21 protein-coding genes are annotated in these 19769 nt (G+C 37.4%); 10 read left to right on the top strand and 11 right to left on the bottom strand.

Translation table 11 applies throughout. From position 1 onward, the window contains the following. Positions 1–265 precede the first annotated feature (265 nt). Positions 266–3883: a leucine--tRNA ligase gene (locus ACSHW7_RS04630; RefSeq protein ID WP_435678141.1), complete on the bottom strand. Its 3618-nt coding sequence runs from the start codon at positions 3881–3883 to the stop codon at positions 266–268. A 144-nt stretch (positions 3884–4027) separates the two neighbouring features. On the opposite strand from ACSHW7_RS04630, the gene ACSHW7_RS04625 reads away from it, so the two are divergent. Genes ACSHW7_RS04625 through ACSHW7_RS04600 form a run of 6 tightly spaced genes read left to right on the top strand, consistent with a single transcriptional unit; the run spans position 4028 to position 7819 of the window. Next, positions 4028–4906 carry a cell division protein FtsX gene (locus ACSHW7_RS04625; protein WP_435678140.1) on the top strand — a complete coding sequence of 293 codons (879 nt, stop codon included), beginning with the start codon at positions 4028–4030 and terminating at the stop codon, positions 4904–4906. Beyond that, on the top strand, positions 4890–5231 hold the full coding sequence (locus ACSHW7_RS04620; protein ID WP_435678139.1) for a hypothetical protein: 342 nt from the start codon (positions 4890–4892) through the stop codon (positions 5229–5231). The genes ACSHW7_RS04625 and ACSHW7_RS04620 overlap by 17 nt, the downstream gene beginning before the upstream one ends. A 47-nt stretch (positions 5232–5278) precedes the next feature. Continuing rightward, entirely contained in the window at positions 5279–5545 is a 267-nt protein-coding gene (locus ACSHW7_RS04615) for a DUF3098 domain-containing protein (protein WP_435678138.1), read from the top strand. Beyond that, complete coding sequence (locus tag ACSHW7_RS04610) at positions 5545–6339, top strand: undecaprenyl-diphosphate phosphatase (RefSeq protein ID WP_435678137.1); 795 nt, start codon at positions 5545–5547, stop codon at positions 6337–6339. Before ACSHW7_RS04615 ends, ACSHW7_RS04610 begins: the two co-directional genes overlap by 1 nt. A gap of 10 nt (positions 6340–6349) precedes the next feature. Next, the gene (gene truB / locus ACSHW7_RS04605) at positions 6350–7042 is read left to right on the top strand and encodes a tRNA pseudouridine(55) synthase TruB (RefSeq protein WP_435678136.1); all 693 of its coding nucleotides are present in this window, start codon (positions 6350–6352) and stop codon (positions 7040–7042) included. 60 nt (positions 7043–7102) lie between these two features. Then, positions 7103–7819 (top strand): hypothetical protein, encoded by a 717-nt coding sequence (locus tag ACSHW7_RS04600; protein ID WP_435678135.1) that lies wholly within the window; start codon positions 7103–7105, stop codon positions 7817–7819. Here ACSHW7_RS04600 and ACSHW7_RS04595 read toward each other — a convergent pair. Continuing rightward, positions 7816–8427: a thioredoxin family protein gene (locus ACSHW7_RS04595; RefSeq protein ID WP_435678134.1), complete on the bottom strand. Its 612-nt coding sequence runs from the start codon at positions 8425–8427 to the stop codon at positions 7816–7818. The genes ACSHW7_RS04600 and ACSHW7_RS04595 overlap by 4 nt on opposite strands. Positions 8428–8539: 112 nt before the next feature. Between ACSHW7_RS04595 and ACSHW7_RS04590 the strand changes: the two genes are divergently transcribed. Then, a complete protein-coding gene (locus tag ACSHW7_RS04590; protein ID WP_435678133.1) occupies positions 8540–9109 on the top strand; it encodes a DNA-3-methyladenine glycosylase I in 570 nt (189 codons plus the stop codon). 1 nt (position 9110) lies between these two features. Here the strand turns inward: ACSHW7_RS04590 and ACSHW7_RS04585 are convergent, their stop codons facing one another. From ACSHW7_RS04585 to ACSHW7_RS04565, 5 genes are all read right to left on the bottom strand, one after another. Then, positions 9111–9464 (bottom strand): hypothetical protein, encoded by a 354-nt coding sequence (locus ACSHW7_RS04585; RefSeq protein WP_435678132.1) that lies wholly within the window; start codon positions 9462–9464, stop codon positions 9111–9113. Positions 9465–9631: 167 nt separating this feature from the next. Then, entirely contained in the window at positions 9632–11359 is a 1728-nt protein-coding gene (locus tag ACSHW7_RS04580) for an agmatine deiminase family protein (protein WP_435678131.1), read from the bottom strand. A gap of 89 nt (positions 11360–11448) precedes the next feature. Beyond that, on the bottom strand, positions 11449–12090 hold the full coding sequence (gene aat, locus ACSHW7_RS04575) for a leucyl/phenylalanyl-tRNA--protein transferase (RefSeq protein ID WP_435678130.1): 642 nt from the start codon (positions 12088–12090) through the stop codon (positions 11449–11451). 244 nt (positions 12091–12334) lie between these two features. After that, positions 12335–12718 (bottom strand): DUF3127 domain-containing protein, encoded by a 384-nt coding sequence (locus ACSHW7_RS04570; RefSeq protein ID WP_435678129.1) that lies wholly within the window; start codon positions 12716–12718, stop codon positions 12335–12337. 110 nt (positions 12719–12828) lie between these two features. Beyond that, positions 12829–13662, bottom strand: coding sequence for a flavin reductase family protein (locus ACSHW7_RS04565; RefSeq protein ID WP_435678128.1), 834 nt, complete (start codon positions 13660–13662; stop codon positions 12829–12831). A 100-nt stretch (positions 13663–13762) separates the two neighbouring features. Here ACSHW7_RS04565 and ACSHW7_RS04560 point away from each other — a divergent pair, with 100 nt between their 5' ends. Then, positions 13763–14923: a sensor histidine kinase gene (locus ACSHW7_RS04560; protein ID WP_435678127.1), complete on the top strand. Its 1161-nt coding sequence runs from the start codon at positions 13763–13765 to the stop codon at positions 14921–14923. Beyond that, the gene (locus ACSHW7_RS04555) at positions 14920–15273 is read left to right on the top strand and encodes a hypothetical protein (protein ID WP_435678126.1); all 354 of its coding nucleotides are present in this window, start codon (positions 14920–14922) and stop codon (positions 15271–15273) included. Before ACSHW7_RS04560 ends, ACSHW7_RS04555 begins: the two co-directional genes overlap by 4 nt. Here ACSHW7_RS04555 and ACSHW7_RS04550 read toward each other — a convergent pair. The 3 genes from ACSHW7_RS04550 to greA form a co-directional block, all read right to left on the bottom strand. After that, complete coding sequence (locus tag ACSHW7_RS04550; protein WP_435678125.1) at positions 15252–15557, bottom strand: hypothetical protein; 306 nt, start codon at positions 15555–15557, stop codon at positions 15252–15254. The genes ACSHW7_RS04555 and ACSHW7_RS04550 overlap by 22 nt on opposite strands. 101 nt (positions 15558–15658) lie before the next feature. After that, the gene (locus tag ACSHW7_RS04545; protein WP_435678124.1) at positions 15659–16048 is read right to left on the bottom strand and encodes an HIT family protein; all 390 of its coding nucleotides are present in this window, start codon (positions 16046–16048) and stop codon (positions 15659–15661) included. Positions 16049–16059: 11 nt separating this feature from the next. After that, a complete protein-coding gene (greA, locus tag ACSHW7_RS04540) occupies positions 16060–16536 on the bottom strand; it encodes a transcription elongation factor GreA (RefSeq protein WP_435678123.1) in 477 nt (158 codons plus the stop codon). A gap of 215 nt (positions 16537–16751) precedes the next feature. Here greA and ACSHW7_RS04535 point away from each other — a divergent pair, with 215 nt between their 5' ends. Then, positions 16752–17183, top strand: coding sequence for a hypothetical protein (locus ACSHW7_RS04535; RefSeq protein WP_435678122.1), 432 nt, complete (start codon positions 16752–16754; stop codon positions 17181–17183). A gap of 104 nt (positions 17184–17287) precedes the next feature. Here the strand turns inward: ACSHW7_RS04535 and ACSHW7_RS04530 are convergent, their stop codons facing one another. Beyond that, complete coding sequence (locus ACSHW7_RS04530) at positions 17288–19669, bottom strand: TonB-dependent receptor (RefSeq protein ID WP_435678121.1); 2382 nt, start codon at positions 19667–19669, stop codon at positions 17288–17290. Positions 19670–19769: the final 100 nt, after the last annotated feature.

Below are 19769 nucleotides of genomic sequence, written 5' to 3'. Positions count from 1 at the left end.
AAATTGTATCGCTTTCGCGGAAATTTTAATCATTTAACATTTCAGAATTAAAGATAACAAAAAGCGTGCTAATTAATAAAATGTACGATTTGCGATGTACGATTTTAGATTACTCACTCAGATTTTAATGATTCTATCCTTTTGTGATTTCCAAATATAAAAAATCACACATCTTAAATCATTACAAACAACAAGCTATTCCCCTCTGTCAGAGTAAAATTTTACGATCTGCCATTACGTAGCAGATAACGTTTGGTGAGGGCTTTTACCCCACAATATTTACAATCTTCCCCGGAACTATAATTACCTTTTTAGGTACGCGCCCGTCTAAATATTGTTTTGTTTTTTCATTTGCCATTACGACAGCTTCTATTTCATCTTTACTTAAATCTAAAGATAGCTCAAGCGTAAACTTCATTTTTCCGTTGAACGAAATTGGATAATTTTTACTACTCTCTACCAAATAACTTGCGTCAAATTTAGGGAACGGCGCTGTTGAAATACTTGTTGTATGACCCAATTTACTCCAAAGCTCCTCCGCAATATGTGGCGCGTATGGCGAAATCAAAATAGCCAATGGTTCTAGAATAGCTTTCGCTTTACACTTTTGAGAAGTCAACTCATTCACCGCAATCATAAACGTAGAAACCGAAGTGTTAAAACTAAAGTTTTCAATATCCTCTTCTACTTTTTTTATGGTTTTATGTAGTGTTTTAAGAGCCTCTTTTGAAGGTGCAGCATCATTAACTTCAAAACTTTCGTTCTCTCCGCTGTGGTATAATTTCCAAAGTTTTTTTAAGAACGAACTTACTCCCGTTAATCCTGCTGTATTCCATGGTTTTGCTTGCTCTAATGGGCCGAGGAACATTTCGTATAATCGTAAAGCATCTGCTCCGTATTCTTCACAAATTTGGTCTGGATTTACAACGTTGTATTTAGACTTAGACATTTTTTCGACTTCCCGGGAAACTCTAAATTTCATATCATTATCAGTGAATAAAGTTGATTCAAAATATTGTTGTTGAGAATTCTTAAATTCATCCTCATCCAATACATTTTTTAAATCAACAAATTCAATCGGAACATGTGTTTTATAGAAATTATATTTATTCAGAAGAACATGAAACTGAAACTGTATGCCTTCAGGAAGATTTAATTTTTCTAATTCAGTTTCTAATTTTTCAAAACATAGGTTGTTGATATCTTCTCTAATTTTCAAGCTTTCTTGATTATTATCGTTTCCTTTTTTGAAGTGTTTTATCAAATCATATGAGAAGAAGTATTTTTCAATAATTTTATATTTTTCTTGGAGTTTAGATAATCCTTCCTTTTGCGCATCATCTAATCGCCACGAAGCTCCATGCCCTGAGGTCATTGTAGTTTTTTTATTTGGGTTTGGCACTGTGTCCCAAAATAAAATATTATATCCTATTCTATGTGCAAAAGCACTCTCTCCCAAAATCATCCCCTGGTTGATCAACTTTTTAAAAGGCTCGTCAATTTTCACAAACCCTCTATCTTTCATAAATTTCACCCAAAAACGGCTGTACAATAAATGGCCGGTTGCGTGCTCGCTTCCTCCTATGTACAAGTCCACACTTTCCCAATAGTTGAGAGCAGCCTCGCTGGCAAATACTTCGTCGCGCATTGCGTCTTCCATGTATCTAAAAAAGTACCAACTACTACCCGCCCAGCCCGGCATTGTGTTTAGTTCGAGAGGATAAACAGTTTCATTATCAATTAACTGATTACTGACTACTGTACACTTTTTTGTGTCCCACGCCCAAACATCGGCGCGGCCCAGTGGTGGCTCGCCTTCTTCAGTGGGGAGGTATTTTTCTACTTCGGGCAGTCTAATGGGCAGGTGTTCTTTTGCAATCATTTGTGGCATTCCATCCACATAATACACCGGGAACGGCTCTCCCCAATAACGCTGTCTTGAAAACACGGCGTCTCGCAATCTATAATTGGTTTTGCCAGTTCCTGCACCAATTTTTTCCAACTCATAAATAGCAAGCTTTAAGGCTTTTTTATAGGGCAATCCGTTTAAGAAATCACTGTTTGCGATGACGGTTCCCTCTTTATCGGCGTGTGCTCCTTCGGAAATATCAACTCCTTCAAATACATTGGGAATGGGGATCCCAAGCTTCGTTGCAAAGTCGTAATCGCGCTGGTCACCGCAAGGTACAGCCATGACAGCACCTGTTCCGTAGCCTGCCAACACATAGTCTCCAATCCAAACAGGAATGGGTTCTCTTGTAAATGGATGCTCGGCATACGCTCCCGTAAACACCCCACTAATGGTTTTTACATCTGCCATACGCTCGCGCTCGCTACGTTTTGAAGTTGCTTCCACGTAAGCTTCGACCGCTGCTTTTTGGTCTTCTGTGGTGATTTTTGAAACCAATTCGTGTTCCGGAGCTAACGTCATGAACGACACTCCAAAAATGGTATCGGGTCTTGTTGTAAATACTGGTATTGTCCCCCTAGCCCCCGAAGGGGGAACTGATGCCGACTTAACCGTTTTGCCTGATTTTAAAAAATCTAAAGCTTCTTTTATTTTAGTTATAACGGATTCTAAATTATTTAAGACTTCGTCATTTGTAAATCTTAAAACTTTAAAACCTTTTTTCTCTTTTATTAATAGCTCTCTTTCAGCATCTTTATCTAATTGATATTTATGAATTTCTCCATCAACTTCAATAACCAATCGTTTTTCAATAGAAACAAAATCAACAATATATTTATCAATTGGATGCTGCCTTCTAAATTTGACATTCAATTTCTTTCCTCTCAACGCTTCCCATAAAACAGCTTCAGCACGAGTAGGTTTCAAACGCATTTCCTTTGCACGCTCCAAAAGAACACCAATGATATTCTTATCACCAGTAAAGAACTCTTTGTGTCTCTCCGAAACTGTGCCAGCAGTTTGCAAAAGAGTTTCCCCTCCCTCGGAGGGGGCTAGGGGGAGGACTTTGAATTCAACAAGCGCACCCACAGATTTTCCAATCCAGTTGCGCTGTGTTTCTTTTAGTGATTCTGGCCAATCTATGGTTTCCAATCCTTGTAACAAACGTTCCGCATAAGCAGAGATTCGCATGCTCCATTGTGTCATTTTTTTACGAACTACAGTATGACCGCCACGTTCTGAAACTCCGTTGACAATTTCGTCATTGGCCAATACAGTTCCTAGTGCTGGGCACCAATTTACTTCTGTTTCGGCCAAGTAGGTTAGTCTGTATTGTAAGAGGATTTGTTGTTGTTTCGTTTCAGAAAAACTGTTCCACATTTCAGCAGAAAAAGATTCTATATTGTCATCACAAACCGCATTTACAGTTGCGTTTCCTTCTTTTTCAAAAATGGAAATCAACGTGGTAATTTCTTCGGCTTTATCAGTACCGTTGTTGTACCAGCTTTCAAAAAGTTGGATAAAAATCCATTGTGTCCATTTGTAATATTCTGGGTCTGATGTGCGAAGTTCTCGTGACCAATCGAATGAAAAACCAATTTTATCAAGTTGTTTTCTATAGCCTGCAATTTCATTTCCAGCCTTGTCAACACCTCCTTCAATATTCACTTTTGTAGTATCTGCCGGATGTTGTCCTGTCTGGATTGCGTACTGCTCGGCGGGCAATCCAAAGCTATCGTAGCCCTGTGGGTGCAATACATTAAAGCCTTTATGGCGTTTGTATCTCGCATAAATATCACTTGCAATATAGCCTAACGGATGCCCCACGTGTAATCCCGCACCAGAGGGATACGGAAACATGTCAAGTACGTAATACTTTGGTTTATCGCTGTTATTTTCGGCTTTAAATGTTTGGTTTTCTTCCCAGAATTTTTGCCATTTGGCTTCGATATCGTTGAAGTGATATTTGCTCATCGCTTGTCATTATTTAAACGGCAAATTTAACGGTTATGTACGAAAGAGAAAACTTTAAACGTTCATTCATTATACATAGAAAATTCCTTGTATTTTTACCGTTGAAAGCACATTTCAGCAACCACTAAAACCTACCAATTAAATATGGCAGCATCTTTTGATAAATTTCAGAAACGCAGACTCATCTCTTCTTATTTTTCAGTGGTACTGAGTATTTCGTTAGTCCTTTTTTTATTGGGATTGTTGGGTCTTTTGGTTCTTAACGGAAAAAAAGTAGGCGATTATTTTAAAGAACAAATTCCCATCGTAGTGTTTATGAAAGACACTGCGAAAGAAGTTGAAATGGAGCAATTAAAACAAAGCCTTGCCCTTGCCGAATATACAAAAGACGCCATTTACGTTTCAAAGGAACAAGCCGCCGAAGAACACAGCGCAACTATTGGCGAAAATTTTATGGAATATTTGGGCGACAATCCATTGCAGAATAGTATTGACGTGCGCCTTAACGCCAATTACGTAACGCCAGAAAAAATTGAAGAAATAGTAAGCGAACTCAAAGCAAAAGATTTTGTGGATGACGTTGTTTACGATAAACCGTTGATTGAAAAATTGACAGACAACGTAAAGAAAATAAGCCTTTGGATTTTAGTCATTGCAAGTCTCTTTTTGTTTATCGCGGTGTTGTTAATTAACAGTTCGATACGACTTTCGGTGTATGCTAAACGATTTACAATCAAAACAATGCAAATGGTGGGCGCAACCAAACGCTTTATTCGACGTCCTTTTATATGGAAGAGTGTTCGATTAGGTCTTATAGGCGCTATTGTTGCCATGGCTGGAATGGCTGGCGTATTGTATTATGTCAACAAAAGTTTTCCAGATTTACAATTATTGAATGACAAAATAATGATTGGAGCCGTCTTTTTATTTGTTTTTTTAATGGGACTTTTCATCACGTGGTTGAGCACTTATTTTGCCACACAACGTTTTTTAAATCTTAGAACAGATGACTTGTATTACTAAAATTTCCGTAGGCCTTTGCAGCCTTTTATTGTTGACCAGTTGCGTTATTCAAAATCCAGATGCAGAAGACTGCACATTCAAAGAAATCACTGTGACCCGTGTTTATGAGGGTGGTGTAAAAGACATTGTTTTTGCGGAAAGCGACGGCAGTTTTTACTATATTAATAGAGGTTTGGAAAATGGAATGACCATTGAAGGAATGGCCGAACAAACAATAGGGAAACGAGCAAAACTGCACTTAGCAAAAACAAGATTTATGGCTTCGGAAACGAACCATATTTCGCAATTGGTAGTGGAAAATGACACGCTCTTTTCAGAATTATAATTGATTATATTTGCAGGCACAAGACCGAAATTTTAAACACCAACACTTTGGGAGAGAAAAAACGAAAAAACGAAAGCGAAGCAAAACATTACTTTATGTTCGAGCGTAAAAACTACAAGTTTATGCTCATCGGGATTGCCTTTATCGCGCTAGGATTTATATTGATGTCCGGCGGTGGTAGTGATGACCCAAACGTTTTTAACCCTGAAATCTATAACTGGAGACGCATACGTCTTGCACCAGCGTTGATTTTAATTGGCTTTGGGATTGAAGTGTATGCTATTTTATTGAATCCACATAAAGACAAAGAATAATGACTATTTGGGATTCAATTATACTCGGTGTCATTCAAGGATTTACCGAATTTCTACCTGTATCATCTAGTGGCCATTTAGAACTTGGAAAAGCCATTCTCGGCGACAGTTCAGTCCCAGAAGAAAGTTTACTATTTACAGTGGTCTTGCACTTTGCAACAGCTCTGAGCACTATCGTAGTTTTTAGAAAAGATATTATTGAAATTATCACGGCGCTCTTTAAATTTAAGTGGAATGAAGAAACACAGTTTATTGTAAAAATTATTGTTTCCATGTTACCCGCAGTCATTGTTGGGTTACTCTTTGAAGAACAATTGGAAGCATTTTTTGGAGGAAATATTGCCTTTGTGGGTGCTATGCTCATCGTTACTGCCATATTATTATGGTTTGCTGACCGTTCAAAAAATACTGGCAAACCCGTTACTTTTAAGGACGCATTTATCATTGGCGTTTCGCAAGCCATTGCTATGTTACCGGGAATTTCTAGAAGTGGCGCAACGATTTCAACTTCCGTTCTCCTCGGAAATGACAAAAGCAAAGCGGCTCGATTTTCATTTTTAATGGTCGTTCCTTTAATCTTCGGAAAAATCGCAAAAGACATATTGGGTGGCGAATTAACAAGTGATGCTACTAATTTTACAACCCTCGGCGCAGGATTTATTGCAGCCTTCATTTGCGGTCTGATTGCCTGTACTTGGATGATTAGCTTAGTGAAAAAAAGCAAATTAAAATACTTTGCACTCTATTGCTTAATTGTTGGAATTATCGCCATCGGCGTGGGGCTTTATCTTTAAAATTTCAGCTATGCTAACTAAAGAAGACTACCTCGAAGGGCAAGTAATTCTCATTGACAAACCGCTGGGTTGGACATCATTTCAAGTGGTGAATAAAGTGCGCTGGTTGATTAGAAAGCAATTTGATTTAAAGAAAATAAAAGTGGGGCATGCTGGTACATTGGATCCTTTAGCCAGTGGATTGCTCATTTTGTGTACTGGTAAATTCACCAAACAAATTGAAACCTACCAAGCACAGCACAAAGAATATACGGGTACAATTACACTAGGCGCAACAACGCCAAGTTATGATTTGGAAACCGAAATAGATAACACCTACAATATCACTTCGATTTCTAAAGACGATATCCATCAAGCAACCAGCCAATTTGTGGGCGATATTATGCAACAACCACCCGTTTTTTCTGCATTGAAAAAAGAAGGCAAACGTTTGTACGAATATGCGCGTGCCGGAGAAGAAGTTGAAATTCCAAAACGTGCCGTACATATTTCAGCATTCGAAATTACTACTATTCACTTGCCCAATGTTGACTTTAGGGTCGCTTGTAGCAAAGGGACGTATATTCGTTCATTGGCACACGATTTTGGAAAAGCTTTAGACAACGGCGCGCATTTGAGTGCCTTGCGCCGCACAAAAATTGGTGATTTTGATGTTGCAAACGCTATTTCAATTGAAGCTTTTGAAACGAGCCTAACCAACTAACTTGGTACAATTAATAGTATTTTGGCTTTAACTTTGCTGTAAATTCAGTAATTTCAAACGATGAATTTTAACTATTCATATCGCGCATTTTTAATCACTTGTTTGCTTTTTGGCATTTTAGTGCTCACGTTGTGGAGTATCAAATTGTCTTCGGAAATAGTACCCGAAGAAGAAACAGCTCCCATAGAATATGAGGACCTAATCATTGAAGAGCCCGAAGAAGACATTGCGCTCACAGAACAAAAAAAAGTAAGCATAAAAACAAACAGAGCGTACAATGAAGCTGAAAAGTTCATAAAAGAATTAGAAAATAACCGGGAAGAAAACGAAGAAACAAACGAAAACAAACTGAATGAAAATTTCAGCGAAAGTATTGAAAGTGCGGCCACACAAAATGCTCTCGAGGAAGCAAAAAAAAGAATAGAACAACAAAGAAAGAAAGCTGCTGAAGCTAAAGCTGCAAAACCTACCACTTCTTCATCAAAAGGAGCAGTTACTAGAACGACCATAAGCTATAGCTTAGTCGACAGAAAAGCGATGCGGCTTCCAAATCCAGTATTTACATGCGAAGGCGGAGGCAAAGTAGTTATCTCCATCGAAGTAAATAAACTCGGAAACGTTACAAAGGCAAGCTACAATAAAAGTGCTTCTACAACACGAAATGGTTGTTTAATTGATAGCGCACTTGATTATGCACAACGCTCAAGATTTAACACAAAAGCGGATATCGAAGAACAAATGGGAACAATCACTTACAATTTTCCTGGTCAAAATTAATCTTTCAACAAACTCAAAGCATCTTCCATAATCGAAGCTCCTCTATCTTTTGTATACCACATTTGCAATTCTTGTTTTAATTGAGGAGTTAATGTGCCATGTAGTGCTTTATAATCTGCAACAAACTTTGTGGCAAGAGTAGGTCTTGGACCCCATTCAGCTATTACTTTATTTGTAGCATCGTCAATCACAATCAATTTTGGGATTGACATGGTACCATTAGTCAAAAAATGTTGCATGGTTTCAATATTTTCATCCCGCAGTGCAACTTTTATAGTAATATTTGGATTGAGTTGTTCTAACTTATGGAAAACCGGCATTGACTGTGCTGCATCACCGCACCAACTTTCGGTCAAAATTAACCACGTTACTTTTCTATTATAATTTTTTGCAGCACTATCTAGCGCTTCGGTAATTTTTATTGTCTTGTCAAGTCTTCGCATTCGTGCATCATTCAACTTTGTGTAATTAATGTAATCATCACCTTGATTAGGCCCAGTACTTAAATTTGTAGCAACTTTATGGGCTACTAATTTTATGTAATCTTCATAGCTCATTGACGAAGCAAGCGTTTCGTTCAATACATGTTCTTTCGATTTTTCCACCATGGTTACATTTTTCCTACCGCATAAGACGGGATTGCTTTTGTAAACTTACTATCTTTAGATTGATTTGAAAAAACCATCAATAATTACTTCGGAAGTATTAAACAACAAGAAAATGGATAAAATGAGATGCGAATGGTGTGGCAATGACCCTTTGTATATGGCATATCACGATAAGGAATGGGGTGTTCCTGTTTATGATGATAAAACGCTGTTTGAATTTCTACTGCTCGAAACTTTTCAAGCTGGGTTAAGTTGGATAACTATTCTTCGGAAACGTGAAAATTTCAGAAAAGCTTTTGATGGGTTTGACTATAAAAAAATTGCAAAGTATAATGAGACTAAAATTTCGGCTTTGCTTGAGGATTCTGGGATTATTCGGAATAAATTAAAAGTGTGGAGTGCGGTTACAAATGCACAGGCTTTTATGAAAATTCAAAAAGAGTTTGGAAGTTTTAGCGATTATATTTGGAGTTTCACAAATGGAAAACCTATTACAAATCATTTTAAATCCATGAAAGAAGTACCTGCAAATACTCCGCTGAGCAATGCTATTAGTAAAGATTTAAAAAAACGGGGGTTTAAATTTGTAGGTTCAACAGTTGTGTATGCGCATATGCAAGCGACAGGAATGGTTAATGACCACGCCGTCTATTGCTTTAGACATGCAGAAGTACAAAATTGATTTATTTATTGGATTCAGCAACCCCTAAATATACGCTTGTAGCAGGATCGATTTTTAAAGCCTTAAGTGTTTGCTCGTACCTTTTTTTGTGGGTAGCATTGATGGGACGTTCTGTTTCAAAGAGTTTTTCGTACCATTTTTTAGCGGATAAATAGTCGCTGTTAAAGTAAGTACCGTTTGCTAATTTTTTATAGATAGCTGGGGTACCATAACCCTCAGCAACATATTCTTTATAGACTTCAACTAAATCTATGTCTCTGTTCACATCTATTTTTTTGGCAGTTGCGTTTTGCGCAAAAGCAGAAAAAGAAATGATAAACACCGCAAAAAAAAGAAGCAGTTTAAAAGTTTTCATAAGTAGGTAAATAAGACTTGGAATACGAAGATGCTAAATCATTCAGCAAAAACCAAATGTTTTCGATGTAACGCAACAAATTTGTAGGGTATTTCTTATTGAATCAAAAAAGCATCTCGTATGGAGATGCTTTTTGTATTTAATCGATAAACTCAGTTTTCCCTATCTTAGTACTTAAGTATTTTTTTAGTCACTTTTCCGAAGTCACCTGTAAATGTTGCGAAAAGTGTTCCGTTCCATTCATCTTGTAAATCTAAATTGATTGTGCCGTTTCCATTTTCAATTGTTTTGCTATACAATTGCTGCCCAAGAAGATTTGTTATTGTAATTGTCATTTGTCCCCGTAGACTTCCCACTTTAAAGGTAACGTCGCCATTTGTTGGGTTAGGGTACGGACCAACGATTGCGCTCTCAGCAAAATCTGTAGTTGAAAGTTCTCCCACTTGAATCGTCCAAAATCCCTCTGGTGCAACAATGGGTCTAGCTAGCGTTTTACCCGAAATCGAAGTTCCTGAAATATAATATTCTATATTGTTTGACGTAACAGGAATATCGGTCGTCCAAATATCATTCCCTGCATCTATCATTGAAGTTTCGATAAAATTTGAGGCTCCTTCCTCTCTCCAAAAAACTGTACCACTTGCAATTCCACTGTTGTGTTTCATCGATGCCTCTAATGTAACAGTTGTATTTTCTGGAGACTCTGCCACTGGTTGGTGTACAATCCACAAAGGATCTGCTACTCCTATGGTGTGTGTAATGCAATGTATAGCTCCCACCTGCGATATTAAATTTTCTCCGGGATTGTCAACATCAATGCCTACTATTGTATAGCCCGGCATCATCTCTTCCCACTGTGCCAAGGCTGGGTCGTCAACTTCGGCTCTATACGTAGGGACTAGGATTGTTTTGTTTAAAAACAAAGCGTTTGTATACGTACGGTAGTATCCATTTGTATCAGGATATGCTCCACTTGTACTTGGTGGAGCAGGAATTCGCTTTATTTTATAAGGAGTACCAAATGGCGTTTGATAGTTATCTAATATATAATCAATGTTCTCATTAATTTGTGGTCCATCTGCCACGCCCTCTGGATAGCTACTCAAAACAAGTGTTTCCTCATCCAGTAACTTCATGTGCATATCAATGTGGTTGATTACATCAAAAGGCATGGGTGTCATTTTAATGTAGGTTTGAATTCCCATATAATCTTCCATGATTTGGTCAATTTGAGCTTCTGTTTTTGGAGATACTCCGTAAGGATTTCCTGCTTCATTTTCTTCTAGGATAAGCTCCGAGGCGAAAGCATTTCCAAGACCGTCGCTCATATAATTACCACCAGTATTCACTAAATCGTTTGTGCCACTATTTGTTATGTAGATTGGAAGTCCCAATAATGCCGCGTGCGCTTCTGGCATTACATTATCATTAGGTCTTGGTCTATTGTAAATCCAATCAGCCAATCCGCGGTCACCCACTTCATTTTCATAAATTGTATTTCCCGCATAATCACGAATCCAAATACTGTCCCAATTTGTATTTAAAAACGTCACATTCGTCAAATCTACGCCACCGTTTGTCAAGTAATTTGCTACACTGTTTTGATTTTGTGTAGTAATAATCACCTTACATTCTTGAACTCCCGCTGCCACAACTTGGCGCAGAATCCCTTGAAAATTGGGTTCCCAGGTCACTACTAAATACTCTACTTCTTCCCACTCAGCGGCTGCTCTCACCGGCACAGAGGGTGGCGGGGTCATTCTAGTGGAAGTAAATTCAAAATCAGCTACAAGACCTTTTTCGGCTTCGGAAATGTAATTGGGCAATTGACCAATTATAATGTTTGAAATGAATAACATTAAGACAACTGGAACTAAGTGTAAAATCTTTTTCATGAAAATAATTTTTTTTAAAGCTCTTAAAACTTAAGAAATAGGCTTACAAGATAGGATATTATTATGAGAAATTTAAGGCATAACCACAACTACACGTTGAGATAATTCAAAAATTCTTTTCTTGGAATTTCGTGTGCACCTAAACTTTCTAAATGTTGATTATGGACTTGACAGTCGATAATTTTATAGTTTCCTTTCAGCAAATGTTGAACTAAGTAATAAAATGCCACTTTTGAAGCATCACTCACTTTGCTAAACATACTCTCACCACAAAAAACCTTTTTATCTTTTAAATCGACCCCGTAGAGTCCGCCAACCAATTCGCCATTTTGCCACACCTCAACAGATGTTGCGATTCCTTTTATGTGCAAATCTAGATAGGCATCGTCCATTTCATTAGTAATCCAAGTGCCTGCTTGACCCTCTCTTTTTATGGTCGCGCAGTTTTTTATAACATCAGAAAAAGCGGTGTTGAACGTGACTTGGAAAATCTCTTTTTTAATGGTTTTTTTAAGGCTTTTTGTTATTCTCATTTCCGAAGGAAACAAAACCATTCTTGGATTGGGAGACCACCAAAGTATAGGTTGACCTTCTTCATACCAAGGAAATATACCATTTTGATACGCCAGTAATAATCGTTTTGTAGTGAGTGTTCCACCAATTGCGATTATCCCATCTTCATTGGCTTTGCTGGGATGCGGAAAATGGAGTGTTTTATCAACGAAATACATGAGTTAATTTAAAAATAACATTTCGAAAATACGCATATTTATTAATTGGAAGTATAGGTAATTTTAATTAAAAAAAAAGAACCCGCTTTAAGGGCGGGGTTAATTCAATTTACAATTTGTAATGCACCCTTTGGGCTTTTAAAAATTGAGAAAGAAAAACAAAAAAAGACCCCGCCGTAAGGGCGGGGTTAATTCAACTTACAATTTGTAATTCGCCCTTTGGGCTTTTAAAAATTGAGTTTCATTAAAATGGTAAATCATCTTCTTGGTCGTCATTTAAGTCACTAACTGGCTCAAAAGCATCTGCCGGTGGCATAGGAGGCATTCCTGCTCCAGTGGGTGCACCTTGACCTACGTTTTCAATTCTCCATCCTTGGATAGAGTTAAAATAACGCGTGGTATTTGTTTTTGGGTCCAACCATTCACGACCTCTTAAATTGATACTCACTTTTACGTCTTGTCCTGGTGCAAAATTGTTTAACAAATCGGTTTTATCTTGCACAAATTCAATCATAATGTGCTGTGGATATTGTTCCTCAGTCGTTACAACCAATTCTCTTTTACGAAAACCGTTGCTTCCAAAAGTTTGCGTTTCTCCTACTAATTTTACTTTCCCTTGTACTTCCATAATCTGTAATTTTCCGTCGTAAGCTTTTGTTTTGTGACTTTAACGGCAATCGTTTTAAATTAATTATTATGAGGTTTTTACCTCTCTATTGATAAAGCGAAAATACGCTATTATTTCGTTTTGATTAATTTTTGCCAGGCCTTTTCTACCGCATCCAATAACAAAAATTGTTGTGCTTCTTCATGAGCATCTTCACTAGTTTCGACACCATTGACAATATTTTCAGGTAATGCTTCAATGTTCGCGAGCATGGCCAAGTCATTTCCTGTAAATACGCTGCTATTTTTTACGGCATCCGGCAAATTATCGATCCCAATTCCTAACGTGGAAAGTGGTTTTGGCACTTCAAACATTCCTTCTTTTGCTCTCCCGTACCAATTGCCTCCCATTCTAGAAACAGCATCCAATTTTATAGGGTCTATCTTCCCGTCGCTATCTAAAATGGCTTCACTTACATGTACTTTTAAAACTTCACAAATAACGAGGTTTCCAGCACCCCCTTCATTTCCGAGGGAAATAACTTCATTTACCTTGCACTCAAATTGTACGGGGGCCTCCGCAACTCTTGGAGGTTTTACCGTTTCAGAAGCCAGTTCAGTAAATCCAGCTTTTTTAAACTCATTTACACCCTTAGCATACTCTGTTGAAGCAAGTGACATTTGCTGCACCATCGCATAATTGCAGATGTTAATAACTACCTCTTTAACCTCGAGTACATTTTCTAGCGTGTGCTTCACCGTGTTGTCACGAACTCGCCTCGCAGGAGAAAAAATCATGATGGGTGGGTTAGCGCTAAACACATTAAAAAAGCTAAATGGCGACAGATTTACATTGCCATTTGCATCCACAGTACTAGCAAATGCAATAGGTCGCGGCGCTACGGCTCCCAGCATATAGCCGTGAAGCTGTCCTGTGGAAACTTGTTTTGGGTCTATTGTTATCATTACCCCAAAGATACGAGAACGCAGGTTTTCTTTGAAAGCACACCGCACAATAATATCAACATATTTACATTATATTTATCGTATAAACATTACCAACACTATGCATCAAAATGCCTCTACGGGACGAATTATCTTTTTAATAAGTTCGGTTGTCATCATTTCTCTTATTTTGTGGAATACGCTCGTTTTTTTCAATCAATTGAAAGATAACGAGCGTGCGAAGATGCAAATCTGGGCAGAAGCACAACGAGAGGTTGCTTCCTCTGGAATTGATATTAACGCAAGTTTGAGCGAGATAGCGCTGCGCGTTATTCAAGGAAACACAACCACACCCATGATTAGCTATAGCCCTCAAAGCGACAGTTATGACAGTAAAAATTTAGACTCGCTCCTTTTAAATTCTCCAAAAAAAAGAGATGCGTTGATTGCAAAATTTACTTCGGAATATAAGCCCCTGGAGGTACGGTATGAAGATGAACTCATACAGAAGATTTACTACGGAAATTCGCCGCTCATTAACAAGCTAAAATTTTATCCAGCAATTTTGATTCTAATTTTAGTATTGCTCAGCATTGCACTGTATTATTTTAATCAAACAGCAAAAAGCGCTATCCAAAATAAACTTTGGGCGGGAATGGCAAAAGAAACGGCACACCAAATAGGCACACCACTTTCTTCTTTAGTAGGTTGGACCGAAATATTAAAAACCGAAAATGTCAACCCAGAATATATTGAAGAAATGGGCAAAGACATTAAGCGGCTTGAAATGATTACGGACCGTTTTTCAAAAGTGGGCTCTATGCCAAAACTTAAGAAAATGGATATTGTCACCGAAACTCATAGTGCTTTTGATTATCTTAAAAGCAGAAGTTCAAAGTTGATAAATTTCAGCATTAAAGCCCCTAAAGACCCTATTTATGTGGATCTCAACAGTCAGCTTTACGGTTGGACTATTGAAAATCTTGTAAAGAATGGAATCGATGCTATGAAAGGGAAAGGTGACATTAGTGTTTTAGTAGAAATGACTGGAAATAATGCACTTGTGTATGTTTCAGATACGGGTAAGGGAATTCCCAAACGCAACCAAAAAAGGATATTTTCACCAGGATTTACAACAAAAAAGAGAGGCTGGGGATTGGGGCTTTCATTAGCAAAACGTATTATTGAAGAATATCACAATGGTAAAATACGTGTACTTAAAAGTTCGCCCAAAGATGGAACAACATTTTTAATTTCTATCAAACTCAGCGACACTATATGATTACAAATCATTCCTTACACACTGCAAAAATAAAAAACAACTGTCCAGAATGTTTTGCAAATGATGGATTAGAATTTTCATTCACTCAAAATGAAAATTCTCAAAAACTATTTACAAAAGCAGACAAAAAAATTGTCGAAAAGCTCTATTGCTCTAGTTGCAACACACAAATATTTCCTGTGAGCTGGGATGATGATATTGAACGGGTTTATGAATACAACAAAAAACAAGTAATTCCAAAAAAGACATCGTTGCGATTGACTTCCTTGGGATATATTGTGGTTTTAATAAGTATTGTAGTAGTGGCTGCGCTTGTTTATGGGGTTATTTATTTAAGTTTTTTCCAATAATACTTTCCAATCCATTTATTAAATCGAATTCTGAAATTAAGAGGTTTGTCTTTAAAAGCATTATAACCACATATTCGGCACTTTCTTGAATGATATTCAACTTCGTAAGCAGTATAACTATGAATCTTTAATTTACTATCTACGATCGATTGAAAGTTATTTGACTGGCACCTTAGACAGCGGTCATTATAGATAACACTATAATCTATTTTAGTTTTTATTTCACCATCTGTAAGATTTCTTCCCTCTTTTTCTCTTTCGATTAATTCTAATGAATTTTTCATAAATTCAAATCGTCGATAAGTATAAAAAAAAGAAAACTCTTTGTCAGTTAAGTTCTTTAAAAAACTTAGTAGCGTTTCATTTACCAACCTCCTATTGTAACTTATAGTTTCGAATTAATACTTTTAGCTAGCGCGCTAAACTCATCTTCTGTCATTTTTATTTTATGTTGAAATGTCATTTCCTTCATTTCGTTTAAAGGAATTAAATGAACATGCACGTGTGGCACCTCAAGCCCAATGATACTTACTCCCACTCTTTTACAAGGAACCGCTTCTTCCAAAGCAATCGCAACTTTTCTTGAAAATTGCATCAACGCTAAATAGCCATCCTCATCCATATCAAAAACACGATTGATTTCCTGTTTAGGAATACACAATGTATGCCCTTTTGCATTGGGATTAATATCTAAAAATGCAATGTGCTTTGCATCTTCTGCAACTTTGTAACAGGGTATTTCGCCATTGATTATTTTAGTGAAAATGCTTGCCATCTTTTAATTATTTAAGTTCTTGAAATTTCTAAAATTTCAAATTTCATAGTACCGGCTGGCACAACAACATCGGCAATGTCACCAACCTCGCAACCTAGTAATCCTTTACCAATGGGAGAATCAACCGAAATTTTTCCAGACTTCAAATCTGCTTCGCTTTGCGCTACTAGTTTATAGGTCATTTGCGTGCCGTTTGCTTGATTCTTGATTTTTACGGTTGAATGAATCAAAACTTTTGATGTGTCTAATTGCGACTCATCAATAACACGTGCATTTGCAACCACTTCCTCTAATTTTGAAATACGCATTTCCAGCATTCCCTGTGCTTCTTTTGCCGCATCATATTCTGCGTTTTCACTCAAATCTCCTTTGTCACGAGCTTCGGCAATTGCGTTTGAGGCTTTTGGACGTTCAACATCTTTTAGCTGCGCTAATTCTGCTCTCAATTTTTTTAGTCCCTCGTCTGTATAATAAGATACTTTACTCATTTTTATTTCGTTTTAATTTATGAAATTTCTAACGTCTCCTCGTTTTCTGTCGTGACCTTAGAATAAGAAACCCGCCACTTGCTTTTAAAATGTATAAAGCGGGCAGGAATAGAAAAAATCCCATGCACGACGGGATTTTTGTCTAACAAATATACTAAAAAATAAACAGTTGCGTAATTTTTTGATAATTTCGCTTTGCGCTAAGAAACTTCACTATGAAAAAGATACTATTTGCCCTAATTGCCATTTCCACGTTATTTGCATGTAAGTCTGATGATGATATCAATCAAAATAACCCTAATTATCCTAACGCGTTTGTTCAACTCAGTCTCAACCTAAATCTTCCGGAATACAATAACCTTCGGTTCCCAGGTGGGTCATTTATTACGACCACGCAAGGCACAAAAGGAGTTGTTGTTTATAATGTAAATAATGATTTGTTTACAGCATTTGAATTGACGGATCCAAATCACCCGCCAAGTGCCTGCTCAAGAATGACACTTAATGGGATTATCACAAGTTGTGCATGCGGCGATGGTAACACGTACGACGTGGTCACAGGCTCTCATCAAACAGATGAAAATCTATTTCCAATGACTCAGTATCGCGTTGAAAAGAATGGGAATACATTGCGAGTGACCAATTAAAGTGCGTTATTTTCCTTCGGAAATTTTAAGACCTCCCGATTTATTTAAAATAAAAAACACCCACAAGTTTATTTCTTGTGGGCTTTTTTTTTTAGAATTCTGACTTAAAACTTAATAGTAGCACCTATTAAAAAGTTAGTTGTTGCTTGTGGATAATAACCCACTCCTTCTATTGTAGTTACCTCTCCAGGCACACTAAAATCATCATCGAATGTGAAGAAGTAACCGTTTGAAACGTACTCTTTGTTAAAAATATTATTTACCAATCCTGATAACAAAATCTCTTTTACAACAGGCACATTGGTTAATCGATAAACTACGTTAAAATCGTTAATAAAATAAGCATCCAACTTTGACACCTCGCTGTCAATATTGCCCAAATACTGTTCACTCACATATTTTGAAAGTAACGTAAACTCAAGGTTATTTGTTGGACTATAGCTTAAAGAATTTCCAGCGACCACTGCTGGCGAATAACTAATATTCGTATCGCCAAGGTTTTGTAATTCGCCATCCCTTTGAAATAAAAAGTCTTTGTTTTTATTCATGCTCAAGGCTAGATTTGGACGCAAAAATAGTTTATCGAGTAATTTGATTTCACTGTCTATTTCAATACCTGCTCTGTAACTATCGCCACTTGTCGTTCTTAACAAAGCGCCAACATCATCAATTCCAGAAACAACTAATTGGTCTTTGTATTTCATATAAAACAAATTGGTATTCAGTTTTAATCCTTTAGATGCATGTCGCCATCCCAACTCAAAATCATCTAATCGCTCGGCTGTAAAAATCCCTTCTTCAAAATCGCTTCGGCGGGGTTCGCGGTTGGCTCTTCCGTAGGAGAAATAGAATTGATTGTTAGTGTTTAATTTAAAAGATGCACCCGCCTTTGGATTAAAGAAATCATATTTTACTGAAACATTCAACGGCTCTCTATCGCTCGTCAATCCTGAAACCCTGTGCTGTAAAAATCTACCTTGTACATCTCCAAATACACTCAGTTTTTCATTTATTTCATAGGTTGCTTTAGCGAATACACTTAATTCATTTTTGGTTCCCACGCCCTCATAATATCTTTCCTCGTAATCATAGCCAATCGGAAATTCGCTCCATAAAATTTCGCCGTAGTGATCACCGTCGTAGTAGCTGTAAAAAACGCCTGCTGAAACATCAACTTTATTGTTTTTGTAAGTTACATTTCCGTTTACGGCATAAAAATCGTTGTCCAACCAACGACGGCGAATGTAATCTGTAGATGAAACTTCGTTACCATTAATTGTAATAGGCGGAGCGCCTAAGAAATCGAAACTTTCATCATTTTCATATTGCTCAAAATAGCCACGCCCATACGTATAGTTTAAAGAAAGGTTGGTACTCCAGTTATTGTCAAAACGCTCGTTCCACAACAGTTGGTAATGGTCTTGCGCGTAATTATCAACTTCGTTATCATAGAAACGCACAAAATTTCCATCGGCATCCAGAATTTGTCCTACGGGATTAAATTTTCTATCATTTGCTAATGTTTCTGCGTCAATCCCCTCGTATGCTTGATAGGTTTCCTCACGCCCTCCAAACGTGATTGCCTTTATCAACGTATTGTCATCCACGTAGGCTCCCTGCAAAAAATAAGATTTTAAATCTGATGTCGCCCGATCAATATACCCATCACTTGTAATGTTTGATAGCCTCCCCGAAATTTCAATATGGTCGTTCAATTTTCCCGTGCTAAATTTTACGTTATGCTTTCTAGTACTGTAAGAACCAAACGAATTTGACACTTCGCCATAGGCATTTTCACTCACGGCATCTGTTAATAAATTAAGGCTCGCACCAAACGCGCCACTACCGTTTGTGGAAGTTCCTACTCCTCGCTGTAATTGCAAACTCTCTACGGACGATGCAAAATCTGGTAAGTTGACAAAAAATGTTCCTTGACTCTCGGCATCGTTAAAAGGTATTCCGTTGAGGGTCACATTAATTCTTGAACCGTCGCTTCCACGCACGCGCATGTATGTATAACCAATACCCGCACCAGCGTCACTTGTAGTAACTACACTGGGCAGATTATTTAGCAAATACGGAATGTCCTGTCCTAAATTTCTGGCTTCTAAATCCTCGGCATCCAAGTTGGAATGTGTGATGGGAGAATCTGCTTTTACCCTAAAACTTTGGATTAAAACTTCTTCGAGGTTTTCCGGTTCTTCTCCTATGGTATAATTAAATGTCATATTTCCGTAGACAAAAATGGTACGTTCGTAAGCTTCGCCAAAATTAAAAACAAGTGTGTGCTCTCCTTCGGAAATATTAATTGAATACTTCCCATCGATGTCTGTTTGTGTAGCGTTTGTGGTTCCTTTTTCGTAAACGCTTGTTCCTGGAACCGGAAGTCCTTCAATATCCGTAACTATTCCAGAAACGGTATATTCTTGGGCGAAAAGATTGAAAAATAATAAGCTAAATACTAAAGTAATGTAAGACGTTTTCATTCGTACAATGGTTATTTGTGACGAATAAAAGGGGCGTTATTCTTTGATTAAAATTAAAAAATGTACGCCGAGTGCCGCCGAAATCATTGAAGAAAAATCT

Source organism: Patiriisocius sp. (assembly GCF_051252435.1).
Classification (GTDB): Bacteria; Bacteroidota; Bacteroidia; order Flavobacteriales; family Flavobacteriaceae; genus Patiriisocius.
This window is presented reverse-complemented; position numbering and strand designations above follow the sequence as displayed.

Excerpts from the sequence above, each read along its gene's own strand:
- greA (WP_435678123.1), bottom strand. The coding sequence starts at position 16,536 with ATGAGTAAAGTATCTTATTATACAGACGAGGGACTAAAAAAATTGAGA.
- ACSHW7_RS04595 (WP_435678134.1), bottom strand. The coding sequence starts at position 8,427 with ATGGTGGAAAAATCGAAAGAACATGTATTGAACGAAACGCTTGCTTCG.
- ACSHW7_RS04600 (WP_435678135.1), top strand. The coding sequence starts at position 7,103 with ATGAATTTTAACTATTCATATCGCGCATTTTTAATCACTTGTTTGCTT.
- ACSHW7_RS04550 (WP_435678125.1), bottom strand. The coding sequence starts at position 15,557 with ATGAAAAATTCATTAGAATTAATCGAAAGAGAAAAAGAGGGAAGAAAT.
- ACSHW7_RS04580 (WP_435678131.1), bottom strand. The coding sequence starts at position 11,359 with ATGAAAAAGATTTTACACTTAGTTCCAGTTGTCTTAATGTTATTCATT.
- ACSHW7_RS04570 (WP_435678129.1), bottom strand. The coding sequence starts at position 12,718 with ATGGAAGTACAAGGGAAAGTAAAATTAGTAGGAGAAACGCAAACTTTT.
- ACSHW7_RS04530 (WP_435678121.1), bottom strand. The coding sequence starts at position 19,669 with ATGAAAACGTCTTACATTACTTTAGTATTTAGCTTATTATTTTTCAAT.
- truB (WP_435678136.1), top strand. The coding sequence starts at position 6,350 with ATGCTAACTAAAGAAGACTACCTCGAAGGGCAAGTAATTCTCATTGAC.
- ACSHW7_RS04630 (WP_435678141.1), bottom strand. The coding sequence starts at position 3,883 with ATGAGCAAATATCACTTCAACGATATCGAAGCCAAATGGCAAAAATTC.
- ACSHW7_RS04560 (WP_435678127.1), top strand. The coding sequence starts at position 13,763 with ATGCATCAAAATGCCTCTACGGGACGAATTATCTTTTTAATAAGTTCG.
- ACSHW7_RS04535 (WP_435678122.1), top strand. The coding sequence starts at position 16,752 with ATGAAAAAGATACTATTTGCCCTAATTGCCATTTCCACGTTATTTGCA.
- ACSHW7_RS04545 (WP_435678124.1), bottom strand. The coding sequence starts at position 16,048 with ATGGCAAGCATTTTCACTAAAATAATCAATGGCGAAATACCCTGTTAC.
- ACSHW7_RS04555 (WP_435678126.1), top strand. The coding sequence starts at position 14,920 with ATGATTACAAATCATTCCTTACACACTGCAAAAATAAAAAACAACTGT.
- aat (WP_435678130.1), bottom strand. The coding sequence starts at position 12,090 with ATGTATTTCGTTGATAAAACACTCCATTTTCCGCATCCCAGCAAAGCC.
- ACSHW7_RS04585 (WP_435678132.1), bottom strand. The coding sequence starts at position 9,464 with ATGAAAACTTTTAAACTGCTTCTTTTTTTTGCGGTGTTTATCATTTCT.
- ACSHW7_RS04590 (WP_435678133.1), top strand. The coding sequence starts at position 8,540 with ATGGATAAAATGAGATGCGAATGGTGTGGCAATGACCCTTTGTATATG.
- ACSHW7_RS04625 (WP_435678140.1), top strand. The coding sequence starts at position 4,028 with ATGGCAGCATCTTTTGATAAATTTCAGAAACGCAGACTCATCTCTTCT.
- ACSHW7_RS04565 (WP_435678128.1), bottom strand. The coding sequence starts at position 13,662 with ATGATAACAATAGACCCAAAACAAGTTTCCACAGGACAGCTTCACGGC.
- ACSHW7_RS04620 (WP_435678139.1), top strand. The coding sequence starts at position 4,890 with ATGACTTGTATTACTAAAATTTCCGTAGGCCTTTGCAGCCTTTTATTG.
- ACSHW7_RS04610 (WP_435678137.1), top strand. The coding sequence starts at position 5,545 with ATGACTATTTGGGATTCAATTATACTCGGTGTCATTCAAGGATTTACC.